Origin of the sequence: Frigoribacterium sp. ME-P-080 (genome assembly GCF_030209595.1) — a bacterium.
Taxonomy (GTDB): domain Bacteria; phylum Actinomycetota; class Actinomycetes; order Actinomycetales; family Microbacteriaceae; genus Frigoribacterium.
In genome coordinates, this window is the sequence record NZ_JARVRR010000004.1 from 438,772 (window position 1) to 453,129 (window position 14,358).

The following is a 14,358-nucleotide window of genomic DNA, read 5'->3' on the forward strand; positions in this document are numbered from 1 at the left end:
AGGGCGCGCGACCACGTGCCGAGAGCGAACACCACGGTGGATACGATGGATGGATGACCGTCGCCACCCTCTCCGTCCTGCCGTCCGATCCGATCACCGCCGAGGCCGACGTCCTCGTCGTCGGAGTGGTGAAGGGGGCCGACGGTCCCGAGCCGACCCTCGAGGTCCCGGGGCTCGCCGAGTCCTTCGCCGCCCTCGGTGTGACGGGCGCCCGGGACGAACTCGTCAAGGTCCCCGCGTCCGGCGTCACGGCCACCATCGTGGCGCTGGTCGGCCTGGGCGACGCCGTCACGGCCGAGAGCCTGCGCTACGCCGCCGGCTCGGCCGTCCGTCAGCTCACGGCCGTCGACCGGGTCGTCCTGGCCCTGCCCGTGGGCGACGCCGCCGACGCACTGGCCGCCCTCGAGGGCGCCGCGATCGCCTCGTACGAGTTCGACGCGTTCCGGCACTCCTCGGCGTCCGACACCCGTCGACACGCTCGCGACATCGCCCTCGCGACGGCCACGGAGGTCCAGGAGTCCGTCCTCGACCGTGCCGCCGTGGTGGCCGAGGCGGTCCACACCGTCCGTGACCTCGCCACGACTCCTCCGCAGCAGATGTACCCCCAGGCTCTCGCGGACTTCGCCGTCGCGCACGCCTCGGACGACGCCCTCTCGGTGACCGTGCTCGACGAGAAGGGCCTCCGTGACGGCGGGTACGGGGGCATCCTCGGCGTCGGTCAGGGCTCGAGCCGCGGTCCCCGACTCGTCAAGGTCGAGTACTCCCCCGCCGGAGCCGCCAAGCACCTCGCCCTGGTCGGCAAGGGCATCACGTACGACACGGGCGGGTTGTCCCTCAAGCCCGCCGCGAGCATGCTCGGCATGAAGGACGACATGACGGGGGCCGCCACGGTCCTCGCCGTGACGGTGGCCGTGGCCAAGCTGCGGCTCCCCGTGCGGCTGACCGCCTGGCTCTGCATCGCCGAGAACATGCCGAGCGGCACGGCGATCCGACCCGACGACGTCCTCACCATCAAGGGCGGCACGACCGTCGAGGTGACGAACACCGACGCCGAGGGCCGCCTGGTCATGGCGGACGGGTTGGTCGCGGCGAGCGACGAGCAGCCCGACGCCATCGTCGACGTGGCCACCCTCACGGGTGCCCAGGTCGTCGCCCTGGGCATGCGCTACGTCGGCGTCATGGGCAACGACGACCTCGCGTCCGAGATCGTGTCGCTCGCCGACGCGGCCGGAGAGACCTTCTGGCGCATGCCGCTGGCCTCCGAACTCCGCGCTCGCCTGAACTCCGACGTGGCCGACCTCGTGAACGCGACCCCGGGCAACACGGCCGCAGGCATGCTGCTCGCCGGCGTCTTCCTCAACGAGTTCGTCGGCTCGCGGGAGGGTACGACGACACCGATCCCCTGGGCCCATCTCGACATCGCCGGTCCGTCCAACAACAAGGGCGGCGGATACGGCTACACGGCCAAGGGCTCGACGGGCGTGACCGTCCGTACCCTGATCGAGCTGGCCGACAAGTTTTCTGCTGCGTAGTAGGGTCGAGGGGGCGGGAGAAACCCGCTGAGATCGGTCCCCCGAGAGCATCCTCCGACGCGCGTCACGACGACGCCGCCGGACGATGCGGTCGGTTCGGGGACGGGCGTCGTCGCCACCGCGACGGCCCCGCCCCGGCGTCGGGGCACCGCGGACGCACGAGGGAGTTGCTGGGTGTCGGAACAGAATTTTGACCTGGTGGTGCTCGGTGGCGGGAGCGGCGGATACGCCGCAGCGCTGCGAGCGAGCGAGTTGGGCCTGAGCGTCGCACTCGTCGAGAAGGACAAGGTCGGGGGCACCTGCCTCCACCGAGGCTGCATCCCCACCAAGGCGCTGTTGCACTCGGCCGAGGTGGCCGACGTGTCGCGCGAATCCGCCAAGTACGGCGTCAACACCGATTTCCACGGCATCGACATCGCCGCCGTGACCTCGTACCGCGAGGGCATCGTCGCCAGCAAGTACAAGGGTCTCCAGGGGCTCGTCAAGGCCCGTGGCATCACGACCGTCGAAGGCGAGGGCAAGCTCACGTCGCCCTCGACCGTCCAGGTCGGCGAGACCACGCTCAAGGCCAAGAACGTCGTGCTCGCGACGGGTTCGTACTCGCGGAGCCTCCCCGGTCTCGAGATCGGCGGCAAGGTCATCACCAGCGAGCACGCCCTCGCGCTCGACCACGTGCCGAACAAGGTCGTCATCCTCGGCGGCGGCGTCATCGGCGTCGAGTTCGCCAGCGTCTGGAAGAGCTTCGGCGTCGACGTGACCATCGTCGAGGCCCTGCCGCACCTCGTCCCCAACGAGGAGGAGTCGATCTCGAAGCAGTTCGAGCGCGCGTTCCGCAAGCGCGGCATCGCCTTCTCGCTGGGCGTCCGGTTCCAGGGCGTCGAGCAGAACGAGGACGGCGTCGTCGTCACCCTCGAGGACGGCAAGACGTTCGACGCCGACCTCATGCTCGTCGCCGTCGGCCGTGGCCCCTCGACCGCCGGTCTCGGCTACGAAGAGGTCGGCATCACGATGGACCGCGGTTTCGTCCTGACGAACGAACGTCTCGCGACGAACGTCCCCGGCGTCTACGCCCTGGGCGACATCGTGCCCGGCCTGCAGCTCGCGCACCGCAGCTTCCAGCACGGCATCTTCGTCGCGGAAGAGATCGCCGGCCTCAAGCCGCAGGTGATCTCCGACGTGAACATCCCCAAGGTCACCTACTCCGACCCCGAGGTCGCATCGGTCGGCCTGACCGAGGTCAAGGCCGCCGACCAGTTCGGCGCCGACAAGGTCACCAGCTACGACTACAACCTCGCGGGCAACGGCAAGAGCCACATCATCGGGACCAGCGGCTCGGTCAAGGTGGTCCGCGTCGTCGACGGACCCGTCGTGGGCGTGCACATGATCGGCGCCCGTGTCGGCGAACTGATCGGTGAGGCACAGCTCGCCGTCAACTGGGAGGCCTACCCGGAGGACGTCGCTCCCCTGATCCACGCGCACCCCACGCAGAACGAAGCCCTCGGCGAAGCCATGCTGGCCCTCGCGGGCAAGCCGCTGCACGCGATGTAGATCCCTGGCACCATCGCTCCTGCTCAGCAGGGGCCCGCACCACCACCACAGCAACCACAGACACACATGTCGTCAAAGGAGCCCCACAGATGAGCGAATCCGTCAACCTCCCGGCACTCGGAGAGAGTGTCACCGAGGGTACGGTCACCCGCTGGTTGAAGAACGTCGGTGACCGCGTCGAGGTCGACGAGCCGCTGCTCGAGGTCTCGACCGACAAGGTCGACACCGAGATCCCTTCGCCCGTCGCCGGCGTGATCGAGGAGATCCTCGTCGCCGAGGACGAGACCGTCGAGGTGGGCACGGCCCTCGTCCGCATCGGAGACGGCAGCGCCTCCGAGTCGCCGGCGGACGAGCCGGAAGCCGCCGAAGAGCCGGAGCAGGCACCCTCGGCACTCGCCGAGCCGGAGGCCGAGGAGCCCGAGCTCCCGTCGTCCGCGGCCCCTGCCCCGGGTGAGGACTCCGCCGCCAGCGCGCCCGAGCCCGCCCCCGCGGTGGACCCCGCGCCCGCCGCCCAGCAGGATGGCGCACAGCAGGACGCCGCCGGCCAGCAGCCGGCCGCCGCACAGCCCCAGGCCGCCCGGCCCAGCAGCGAGCAGCCGGCCCCGTCGGCACCGACGCCGTCACCCGCCACGGGATCGTCCGAGACGTCGGCACCCGCCACGCCGGCCCCGAGCAGCGGTGCGCCGGTCGGTTACGTCACCCCGCTCGTCCGCAAGCTGGCGAACGAGAAGGGTGTCGACATCTCGACCCTGTCCGGCAGTGGCGTCGGCGGTCGCATCCGCAAGGAGGACGTCCTCGCCGCCGCCGAAGCGGCCGCGACCTCGACGACCTCGGCGCCGGCCTCCTCCGGTCCCGCCCCGATCGAGGTGTCGCCGTTGCGCGGCACGACCGTTCCGATGTCGCGCCTCCGCAAGGTCGTCGCCGAGCGTGCGGTCCAGTCGATGCAGGCCATGGCCCAACTCACCAGCGTGGTCGAGGTCGACGTCACCAAGGTCGCGGCCTTCCGCGACGCCAACAAGGGTGCCTTCCTCGAGAAGACCGGCAACAAGCTGTCCTTCCTGCCGTTCTTCACCCTGGCGGCCGCCGAGGCGCTCAAGGCGCACCCGAAGCTGAACGCCACCGTCGACGGTGACTCGATCGTCTACCCCGACCACGAGCACGTTGCCATGGCGGTCGACACGGAGCGCGGCCTGCTGACGCCGGTCATCAAGGACGCCTCGGACCTCGACCTCGCGGGCATCGCCGGCCAGATCGCCGACCTCGCGCAGCGCACGCGTGACAACAAGCTGAAGCCCGACGAGCTGGCCGGTGGCACCTTCACCGTCACCAACACGGGATCGCGCGGCGCCCTGTTCGACACCCCCGTGGTCTTCCTTCCGCAGGTGGCCATCCTCGGCACCGGCATCGTCGTCAAGCGCCCCGTGGTCATCAAGGCAGACGGTTCGGAGTCCATCGCCATCCGGTCGATGGTCTACCTGGCCCTGTCGTACGACCACCGCATCGTCGACGGCGCCGACGCGGCGCGCTTCCTGGTCGCCGTCAAGGAGCGCCTCGAGGGCGGGGACTTCACGTCCAAGCTCGGCATCTGATGTCCCCCGCGTGAGGCCCGAGCGGCCTCACCGATCGACGATCACGTCGCGAAGCCGCCAACCGGCCTCGGTCCTCATCACGAGGACCGAGGCCGTTTCGCCGTGCGGGCCCGTCGCCTCGAGCAACGCCGTCCCCCCGGTTCGGGACACTCGTCCCGTGAGCTCGAGAGGGACCATCGCCGCCGCGGCGAGCGAGGGGTCGTCGAGCACGTCGGCGTCCCGGAGGGCGATCGGCGAACCGGGTTGATCGACGGCGTCGAGACAACTCGGCGTGGCGTCGCGCAGGCACGTCAGCCGTGCCTGGAGGAGCACCTCGGCGGCTGCACCGGCATCGTCACCCCCCACCAGGGCTTCGACCTGACCGGGCGTCACCGCCCCGCCCGTCCGAGCGGGTGCCGGCGTGCGGGTGTCGGCGGAGTCGCCGGACGGGCTCACCGGCGCCGACGACTCGGACCCGGGCGCGACCGGACCCACACCGTCGGCCGGTCGGTCCTGACGTGGACCGTCATCACGTGTCGAGGCGGCCGCTCCGAGGACGAGAGCCACCCCGGCGACGACGACGCCTGCGGCCGCGAGCAGTCGGTATCGCCGACGGACGGCTCGCAGGGCCTCGACCAGCCGCCGTGGGCGGAGGTCGGCCACGCCCGCGATCACCCGGTCGATCGCCTCCGACTCGGGCAGGAGTGCGAGCCAGCCCGGCATGACGGGTTCGTCCTCGGCGACCGACTCGACGCGATCGCCCCGGGGGACCTCGTCACCCTCGACCACGGCGTCGACACTCGAGAGCGGGACCGCTTCGCCGAGGTCGAAGACCGATTCGACCAAGGACTCGAAGCTCGTCGAATCCAGGACCGGCGCCGAGGATCGCGAGGCCGGTCGCACCGCCCGCTCGACCAGGGCCCGGGCGAACTCGGCCGCCACGGGCAGCGACGTGCGCTCGGCGTCCGGCCCCGCATCCGACCCCGCGTCCACAGGACGGACGCCGACCAGGACGGGTGCCCCGCGGGCGTCGATCTCGACGTCGTCGACGTCCAGGGCACGGACGGCCGTGCCCCGACGGGCCAAGTGCTGGACTGCACCGAGCACGGGGACGACGAGGGTGATGACCTCCCCGGTCTCGGGTCGACCGCGGGCGGCCAGCCACGAGGCGAGTGGGTCGCCGCCGACGTCCGCGAAGACGAGCACGACCTCGCCGGACGGGTCCGTCACCACGTCGACGAGGGTGGCGACGTGGGCGTGGTCCGCCCGGGAGAAGGCGACCGCCTCGGCGACGGGAGAGCGCCCGGTCGGACGCGACCCGCGCCTCCTGAGCACGACGCGTGAGCCGTCGGGTGCCTCGGCGAGGATGCGCTCCACCCCGCCGTCGAGGCGCCGGGAGAGCACGCGGTAGGGGCCGATCGACTCGTTCGTCATGAGGCGATGGTGTCGTCCGGTGGTCGTCGGCGCCCTCGCGCCGGGGAGCCCTGTCGACCGGCGACGGACCGGAGTCCCTGGGGAGGATTCGTCGGGACCGCCGACCCCGTATCCTGGTGCACATGGCTCGACGCACGTCTCCCGAGAACACGTCCCCGAAACCGCCGAAGGAACCCGGCCGTTTCAAGCAGATGTGGCAGGTCTTCCAGATGACCCGCCGCGTCGACAAGACGGCGCTGCCGATGATGCTGCTGGCGTTCTTCGTGCCCGTGCTGCTCGGCGTGGCCGCGGCGCTGCTGCTCACGGGTGGCAACGTGCTCGCGCTGGTGCTCTACATCGTCGTCGGCGTCATGCTCGGGTTCCTGCTGCTGCTGATCGTGCTGGGTCGTAAGGCCGAGCGCGCGGCCTACTCGCAGATCGAGGGGCAGCCGGGTGCCGTCGGTGCCGTCATGAAGAGCGGCCTGCGTCGTGCGTGGCGTGCCGCCGAGATGCCCGTCGCCGTCCAGGGGCGCAGTCAGGCCGCGGTGTACCGCGCGGTCGGCCGGCCGGGCGTGGTGCTCATCGCCGAGGGCGGCGCCGGCCAGACCCGCCGACTCGTCGACGAAGAGCGTCGAAAGGTCACGCGCATCCTGCCGAACGTGCCGGTCCACGTGCTGAACGTCGGCCCCGATGCCGATTCCGTGCCCCTCCACAAGCTCGCCGGACGCATGAACAAGCTCAAGTCGTCCATCAACCGCAACGAGGTGCTGGCCGTCAGCAACCGCCTCCAGTCCCTCGGCCAGAACGGCCTGCCCATCCCCAAGGGCGTCGACCCCTTCAAGGTGCGGTCGGGCCGTCCGCGCTGACCCGGCGACCCCCGCCTCGACGTGACGTGACGACGGCGCCCCTCCGATCAGGAGGGGCGCCGTCGTGCGTGCGGGACGGGTGCCTCAGACGCGGACGAGCAGCGTCCCGGCGACGCGATCGTGCAGCCCGCGCTGGTCGAGGTCCCAGACGACGGCCGGGATGACGAGCACGAGCAGCACCGACCGCAGGACCGGCCGGCCGACGCCGATGCGACCGCCCGCCATCGGCACGAGGCGCATGCCCAGGGCGAGGTGCCCGAGGGTGCCGCCGAAGAGCACCAGGAACAGGATCTGCATGAGCAGGAAGACCCCGGTGATGGCCAGGCCCTCACCGCCGAAGAAGAGTGCGGCGACGGCGTAGGCGATCGCCCAGTCGACGGCGAGCCCCGCCACGCGCCGTCCGAGTCGGGCCACGGAGCGCGGCCCCTTCTCGGGCAGCCCGAGACGCTCGCCCGGCCAGCGTTGCGCGCCGTCGTCGGGGCCGCCCACGGAGGCGGGACGGGAAGGAGGCGCGGTGCGATCGGGCATGCATCGAGCCTACCGACGGGCCGAGCCGTAACATGCCCGAAACATCAGGGACACCGCAGCGAAACGGCCCCTCCGTAGCCTCGACGGAGGCTGCGTCCCGCATCCGATCCGTTCCAAGCCCATTGGAGAGACATCTAGATGTTCACTGATTCTTCCGAGGTGCTGAAGTTCATCAAGGACACCGACGTCAAGTTCCTTGACATCCGCTTCACCGATCTTCCCGGTGTCCAGCAGCACTTCAACATCCCCGCCTCCACGGTCGACGAGGAGTTCTTCTCCGTCGGACAGCTCTTCGACGGGTCCTCCATCCGGGGCTTCGCCTCGATCCACGAGTCGGACATGCAGCTCATCCCCGACGTCACGACCGGGTACGTCGACCCGTTCCGCGCCGAGCGCACGCTCGTCCTCGTGTTCGACATCTTCAACCCGCGCAACGGCGAGCTGTACAGCCGTGACCCGCGCCAGGTCGCCAAGAAGGCCGAGAAGTACCTCGCGTCGACCGGCATCGCCGACACCGCCTTCTTCGCCCCCGAGGCGGAGTTCTACATCTTCGACGACGTCCGCTACGAGGTGAAGCAGAACGCCAGCTTCTACAGCGTCGACTCCGAAGAGGGCGCCTGGAACACCGGCCGCGTCGAAGAGGGCGGCAACCTCGCCAACAAGACGGCGTACAAGGGCGGCTATTTCCCCGTCAGCCCCGTCGACAAGACGGCCGACCTGCGCGACGACATCAGCCTCAAGCTGATCGACTCGGGTCTGGAGCTCGAGCGTGCTCACCACGAGGTGGGCACCGGCGGCCAGCAGGAGATCAACTACAAGTTCGACACGATGGTCCACGCCGCGGACGACATCCTCAAGTTCAAGTACATCGTCAAGAACACCGCCGAGCAGTGGGGCAAGGTCGCGACCTTCATGCCGAAGCCCCTCTTCGGCGACAACGGCTCGGGCATGCACACCCACCAGTCGCTCTGGAACGACGGCAAGCCGCTGTTCTACGACGAGAACGGCTACGGCGGCCTGTCCGACCTCGCCCGCTGGTACATCGGTGGCCTGCTCAAGCACGCTCCCGCCGTCCTCGCCTTCACGAACCCGTCGATCAACTCGTACCACCGTCTGATCCCGGGCTTCGAGGCGCCCGTGAACCTGGTGTACTCGGCCGGCAACCGTTCGGCGGCCATCCGCATCCCGATCACCGGCACGAACCCGAAGGCCAAGCGCATCGAGTTCCGCGTCCCCGACGCCGCCTCGAACCCGTACCTGGCGTTCGCCGCGCAGCTGATGGCCGGCCTCGACGGCATCCAGAACCGGATCGAGCCGCACGAGCCGGTCGACAAGGACCTCTACGAGCTGCCGCCCGAGGAGGCGAAGAACATCCCGCAGGTGCCCGCGTCGCTCGAGGGTGCGCTCGACGCGCTCGAGGCCGACCACGAGTTCCTGACCAAGGGCAACGTGTTCACCGAGGACCTCATCGAGACCTGGATCGCCTACAAGCGCGAGAAGGAGATCCTGCCCATGGCGCAGCGTCCTCACCCCTTCGAGTTCGAGCTGTACTTCGGCGTCTGACGCCGTCGCACCACGAGAGGCCCGCATCCCCCCAGGGGGTGCGGGCCTCTCGCGTCGCTGCCCCAGCGGGCCTCGGGGTGACGACCCGCGCCTCCTCTGGGTCACCCCGGACCAGGAGGCGCGGGGGCGCACGCAGGACGGGCCGCCTCCCGAGGGAGACGGCCCGTCAGCCCGTGCCCGACGATCCGGTCAGGCGGGTACGGCGGTCGGCGTCAGCACACGACGCTGGGCCGGCGTGCGACGGCCGCCCAGCGGACGGACCTCCCAGCCGGCGGCCGACCAGACCTCGGCGTCGAGCACGTTGCGCGCGTCGATCACCACGGGGTTGGCGGCGAGCTCGGCGAGCCCGGCCGCGTCCGCCCCGACGAACTCGGGCCACTCGGTGAGGAGCAGCACCGCGTCGGCGTCCGTCACGGCCTCGGCGGCCGAGTCGGCGAACGACAGCGTCGGGAAGCTCCGCTGGGCCGTCTGGGTGGCCTCGGGGTCGACGACGAGCACCTGGGCGCCCCGGAGGTGCAGGGCCGCTGCGACGTTGAGGGCCGGCGAGTCGCGCACGTCGTCGGTGTGCGGCTTGAAGGCCGCCCCGAGCACGGCGATGCGTCGGTTGAGGACCGAGCCGCCGCAGGCGTCGATCGCCTGGTCGATGACCCGCTGGCGCTGGGCCATGTTGATCTCGTCGACCTGTTGCATGAGGCCGACGACGCGGTGGGCGGACAACTCGTTGGCCCGGAACATCAGGGCACGGATGTCCTTCGGCAGGCACCCGCCGCCGAAGCCGAGCCCCGCGTTCAGGAACTTGCGTCCGATGCGGTCGTCGAAGCCCAGGGCGTCGGCGAGGGTCGAGACGTTGGCACCGGCCGCCTCGCACAACTCGCTGATGGCGTTGATGAACGAGATCTTCGTCGCGAGGAACGCGTTGGCGCTGACCTTGACGAGCTCGGCGGTCGGCAGGTCGCACGAGATGACGGGCGTGCCCGTCGCGATCGGCAGGGCGTAGACCTGACGCATCAGGGCCTCGGTGCGGACGTCGGTACCGCCGAAGACGATGCGGTCGGGACGCAGCGTGTCCTCGACGGCATGGCCCTCGCGGAGGAACTCGGGGTTCCAGACGAGGTCGGCCGAGACACCGGCGGGGACGACGCCCGCCACGATCTCGCGCAGGTGTGCCGCCGTACCGACCGGGACGGTCGACTTGCCGACGATGAGACCGTCGTGGCTGAGGGCGGCGGCGACGTTGCGGGTCGCCTCCTCGACGTACGAGAGGTTCGCGGCGTGACTCCCCCGGCGCTGCGGCGTGCCGACGCAGATGAAGTGCACGTCCGACAGGGCCACGGCCTCGGCGAGGTCGGTGGTGAAGGAGAGTCGACCGGAACCCACGTGCTCGAGGATGAGTTCGGGCAGGCCGGGCTCGAAGAACGGCACGCGCCCCTCGGCCAGGGCGGCGACCTTGGCGGGGTCGGTGTCGACCCCGATGACGTCGAAGCCCATCTCGGCCATGGCCGCCGCGTGCGTGGCGCCGAGGTAGCCGGTGCCGATGACGCTGATTCGGGGCTTCACCGAGGTGGCGTCGGCCCCCGTCGCGGCGACGGCGGACTCGGGGGTGCTGGCGTCTTTCTTCATGATGCGCTCCTGGGGATGGGGAAGAGGCGGGAGAAGGGGAAGGTGGTGGCTGTCGTCACGGCGACGGCTGCAGGTCGTAACCGACGTCGCGTCGGGTGATCCCCGCGGTGAAGGCGGCGAGGCTGTCGGACCGGGACGTGAGGCGCCAGTCGTTGGTCGACCGCACCCCGTCCACGACCGTGGTGGCGACGAGGTCGAAGTACGAGAAGCCGATGATGTCCGCGTTCGCCGGATCGGCCAGCGCGGCGAACAGCGAGTTGAACCACTGCGCCTTCTCGCTCGTGGCCGTCGGATCCGACGAGCCACCCGTCTCGCTGGCGCCGATCTCGGCGAGCAGGATGTTCTTGCCCGGTGCGATCGCCCGGAGCTGCTTCAGGGTGGCCCCGAAGGTGCTGTCGAAGGTCGGCTTGGACTTGTCGTCGTACGGCGGGCGGTAATAGCCCGACATGCCCACGATGTCGACGTACTCGGGGCCCGGGTAGAGGGTCGCCAGGAAGGCCTCCGTGGTGTGGTTGCTCCCGCCCGTCTTGCCCGTGGCCAGACGGTCGACCCGAGTGGGCGCCCAGATCCAGGCGACCAGGTCGTTCGCACCCTGCCGCTCGAACAGGTCGTGGACGTGCTGCCAGGCCTTCACGTAGTCCCCGGGACCGTTGCCGTTGACGGCGCCCTTGCTGTTGCCGTAGTCGGTGCTCCAGGGGTACCAGGTGCCGTTCATCTCGTGGTCGAACCGCAGGGCCAGCGGCATGCCGTTGGCCACGATGTCGTCGGCGTAGGTGGTCAGATACGAGTCGAAGCTGCCGTCGATGATCTTCGTCAGGCTGTAGTCGGGCTGTTCGGGCTCGTTGTTGCCGGCCTTGATCGGCTGCGACTCCCACGTCAGGACGGGCAGCTTGCCCCGCGACCAGGACGAGCGGACGGCGTCGGCACGGAACTCATGGTCGAAGCCCTGGAAGTAGCCGACCATGTTGGCCTCGGAACCGACCGCCGCCTCCTGCGCGTCGTAGGTCGCCCAGTTGAACGGCGCCTGGTCCGTGAAGAGCCCGAAGTACCGCGAGCCGGGGTCGATGATCGAGGCGAGGGACGGCGTCTCGACCGTGACGGGGCCCGTGGCGCCGCCTCCGGTCGATCCGTTCGACCCCGTGCCACCCGACCCGGAGCCGGTCGACGCGCCGGTCCCCCGACCACCGGCGGTGCCTGCGGCGCCCGACCCGGTGCCCGCGCCCCCCGACTCCGCGGCGGACTGTGCCTGGGCCAGCGCCGACTCGGCGGAGGCGAGCTTCGCCTGCGCCGCGGTCAGCTGCCCCTCCGACGTCCAGGCCTGCTGCTGCACGTCGGCCAGGGCGGCCTTGCTCTCGGCGAGCTGCTTCTTCGCGGAGACCAGCTGGTCGAGCAAGGCGGACCGGTCCGCCTTGAGCGACGAGACGTTGATCGACGGGTCGACGCCCGTGACCTCGGTGACGGCACTGCGGACGATGTTGTCGGACGGCGAGACCCAGATGAGCCACGAGATCATCGCGAGCAACACCACCACGGCGGTGGCGCCGAGCGCCGTGCGTCGGGCGTTGCCGTGCGAGGTGGCCCACCAGGCGCCGGAATGCATGTGGACGGGAGTGACGAAGTCCTGTGTCGAGTCAGACAATGAAGAAGACCTCCAGGGCAACGATGGCGGCGCCGATCAGGTACGGGAACCCGGCTTTGGGGTTGAGGCGACGACGAGGAGGCGCGGTGGCGGTGGCCACGGCGGCCACCGGTGCCGGCGTGGTCGCGCCGTCGGCCTCGGCGGCCAGGGCCGCCTTGCGGCTCCGGACGAGGACCGCACCCTGTTCGTCCGTCTCGTCGGCAGTCGAGCCGAAGTCGAAGAGCGTGTCGACCCCCGGGTCGACGCCGTCGCGGAACTGCCGTTCGAGGGCGTCGATGGGGGCCTCCTCGGCCACCTCGTCGAGCGCACCCTGCATCTCGTCGTTGGCCGCGCCTCCTGCGTAGGCCCCGGCCCGGGTGCCCCAACCGCTGGCGTGACCCATGCGGAAGAACCCGATGACCCGGATGGGCATGAGGAAGAACGTCGACACGATGATGAACACCGGGAGGCGGAAGAAGTCCGAGGGCTTCTCGGCCAGGTGGCGCATCTGACGGATCGACATGCTGAGCACGGACGAGACCACCATGAGGACGACGATGCTGATGAGACCGGTCTGCACGCCGTACTCCTCGAGGATGCCGCGGTACAGGTTCACGCCCTGGCCGGTGATCCCCCGGTAGATCCAGCCGCCGATGACGCCCATGAGCATGAAGGGCAGCACGATGTCCATGGCGAAGAAGAACGCGAGGAGCGGGGCGTGCCCGACCATCCACGGCATCATGCGGAGGGTGTTGTACTGGCTCCCGCGAGCCCAGCGCAGCTGCTGCTTGTAGAGCTTCTTGACCTGGAGCGGGGCGTCCGTGTAGACGAGGCTGGTGTGCTGGTAGACGGTGCGGTAGCCCTCCTTGAGCGTGAGGTTCGTCAGGGTGCGGTCGTCACTGACCTCGAGGAACACGCCCATGAACTTCTCCGTCATGAACTTGTCCATGACCCGGACGAGGATCTCGCGGCGGAAGGCGATGGTGCGGCCCGGCAGGCAGCCGATCTGCCCCAGCACGCTCTGCGCCGGCATCGAGTAGAGGGCACGGGAGTTCTCGAGCCAGTCGGCCCACCGCGTGATCCAGCTGCGCTCGGGCTCGAGGATGCGCTGGCGGGTGGTGACTCCCCCGACGTTCTCCTGGGCGAACGGACGGAGCAGCTCGGAGAGGGTGCCCGGCGTCCAGACCGTGTCGGAGTCGACCAGGACGGTGATGTCTCCCCGGCTGAGCTCGGTGCCGATCATGACGGCGTTGCGCTTGCCCGGGATCGGCGTGTGCACCCACCGGACGAGCGGCCCGAACTCCTCGCAGACGGCGGCGAGCTCGGGGTTGGGCTTGCCGTTGATGACGACGATGATCTCGCCGGGACCCTGTTCGACCATGCGGCCGATGACGTCCCGGAAGAGGTCGAGCGGTTCGTCCACGACGGGGACGACGACGCTGGTCGTGCCGCGGAACTCGCCCGTGAAGGGGCGGTAGCGGCGGGAGAGCAGGACCTTCATGATCCAGAGCACCCAGATGAGGGCGCTGTAGGCGGCGAAGAGGTAGATCTCGGGGTATCCGCCCGCCATGGATCGGATCTGCAGGATGAAGGTCAACACGATGGCCACCTGAGGTGTGAGAAGGGATCGGCTTCCGCAACGCTGGGGAATTGGTCTATCGGGTTGAGGGAATTCTCAGTCACTCACGGGCGGCTCACAACCACCCCCCGACCGCGGGTGGCCGGGCGCGCCGGTCGGGGTACGTCGGGTCGGGCAAGGTGCTGTCGACAGAAGTGCTGACACGTCGGTGAGGGCTCGACGTCCGAACGGAACCGTTCGATCGGTCCGCAGGTGGGACGGGCAGCCGTGATCCGACGCCGAACGAAAAGCCTGGTCACGAGCCCGGAATCAGCGCCCGGCACGGGCGTTGCCCAATGGGCAGCGATGGGCCTCGACGCCGCCGTCGACGACCACCCCCCACCCGTGGGTCATCTGCCCGAAATCCGATGGACACGTGCACAGGGGTACAACACCGCCAAACGGGGTACAGCGAAATGGCCCGACGTCGACCCGAGCGGATCGACCGCCTCCGGCGCAGCCCGGGCGTGTCGCACGTCCCGGA

At 70.0% G+C, this 14,358-nt stretch carries 10 protein-coding genes; 5 read left to right on the top strand and 5 right to left on the bottom strand.

Annotated elements, in window-relative coordinates; translation table 11 throughout:
• The first annotated feature begins 53 nt into the window (after window positions 1-53).
• The 3 genes from QRN23_RS10635 to sucB all read left to right on the top strand — a co-directional run bounded on the left by QRN23_RS10635 (window position 54) and on the right by sucB (window position 4,669).
• Entirely contained in the window at window positions 54-1,532 is a 1,479-nt protein-coding gene (locus QRN23_RS10635; RefSeq protein WP_285063520.1) for a leucyl aminopeptidase, read from the top strand.
• A gap of 174 nt (window positions 1,533-1,706) precedes the next feature.
• Complete coding sequence (lpdA, locus tag QRN23_RS10640; protein ID WP_285063521.1) at window positions 1,707-3,080, top strand: dihydrolipoyl dehydrogenase; 1,374 nt, start codon at window positions 1,707-1,709, stop codon at window positions 3,078-3,080.
• Window positions 3,081-3,169: 89 nt separating this feature from the next.
• Window positions 3,170-4,669, top strand: coding sequence for a 2-oxoglutarate dehydrogenase, E2 component, dihydrolipoamide succinyltransferase (sucB, locus tag QRN23_RS10645; RefSeq protein WP_285063522.1), 1,500 nt, complete (start codon window positions 3,170-3,172; stop codon window positions 4,667-4,669).
• Window positions 4,670-4,696: 27 nt separating this feature from the next.
• Here the strand turns inward: sucB and QRN23_RS10650 are convergent, their stop codons facing one another.
• Window positions 4,697-6,082: a serine/threonine-protein kinase gene (locus QRN23_RS10650; protein WP_285063523.1), complete on the bottom strand. Its 1,386-nt coding sequence runs from the start codon at window positions 6,080-6,082 to the stop codon at window positions 4,697-4,699.
• A 122-nt stretch (window positions 6,083-6,204) separates the two neighbouring features.
• Here QRN23_RS10650 and QRN23_RS10655 point away from each other — a divergent pair, with 122 nt between their 5' ends.
• Complete coding sequence (locus QRN23_RS10655; RefSeq protein ID WP_056045492.1) at window positions 6,205-6,927, top strand: DUF4191 domain-containing protein; 723 nt, start codon at window positions 6,205-6,207, stop codon at window positions 6,925-6,927.
• A gap of 84 nt (window positions 6,928-7,011) precedes the next feature.
• Here QRN23_RS10655 and QRN23_RS10660 read toward each other — a convergent pair whose 3' ends face one another.
• A complete protein-coding gene (locus tag QRN23_RS10660; RefSeq protein ID WP_123570140.1) occupies window positions 7,012-7,455 on the bottom strand; it encodes an RDD family protein in 444 nt (147 codons plus the stop codon).
• Window positions 7,456-7,593: 138 nt separating this feature from the next.
• Between QRN23_RS10660 and glnA the strand changes: the two genes are divergently transcribed.
• The gene (gene glnA / locus QRN23_RS10665; RefSeq protein ID WP_043592663.1) at window positions 7,594-9,018 is read left to right on the top strand and encodes a type I glutamate--ammonia ligase; all 1,425 of its coding nucleotides are present in this window, start codon (window positions 7,594-7,596) and stop codon (window positions 9,016-9,018) included.
• A 189-nt stretch (window positions 9,019-9,207) separates the two neighbouring features.
• Here the strand turns inward: glnA and QRN23_RS10670 are convergent, their stop codons facing one another.
• From QRN23_RS10670 to QRN23_RS10680, 3 genes are read right to left on the bottom strand one after another with little or no spacing between them, the layout of a single operon-like run.
• Window positions 9,208-10,638, bottom strand: coding sequence for a UDP-glucose dehydrogenase family protein (locus QRN23_RS10670; RefSeq protein ID WP_285063524.1), 1,431 nt, complete (start codon window positions 10,636-10,638; stop codon window positions 9,208-9,210).
• Between the two features lie 55 nt (window positions 10,639-10,693).
• Window positions 10,694-12,277 (bottom strand): glycoside hydrolase family 26 protein, encoded by a 1,584-nt coding sequence (locus QRN23_RS10675; RefSeq protein ID WP_285063525.1) that lies wholly within the window; start codon window positions 12,275-12,277, stop codon window positions 10,694-10,696.
• Entirely contained in the window at window positions 12,270-13,856 is a 1,587-nt protein-coding gene (locus QRN23_RS10680; RefSeq protein ID WP_285063527.1) for a glycosyltransferase family 2 protein, read from the bottom strand. The genes QRN23_RS10675 and QRN23_RS10680 overlap by 8 nt, the downstream gene beginning before the upstream one ends.
• Window positions 13,857-14,358 lie beyond the last annotated feature (502 nt).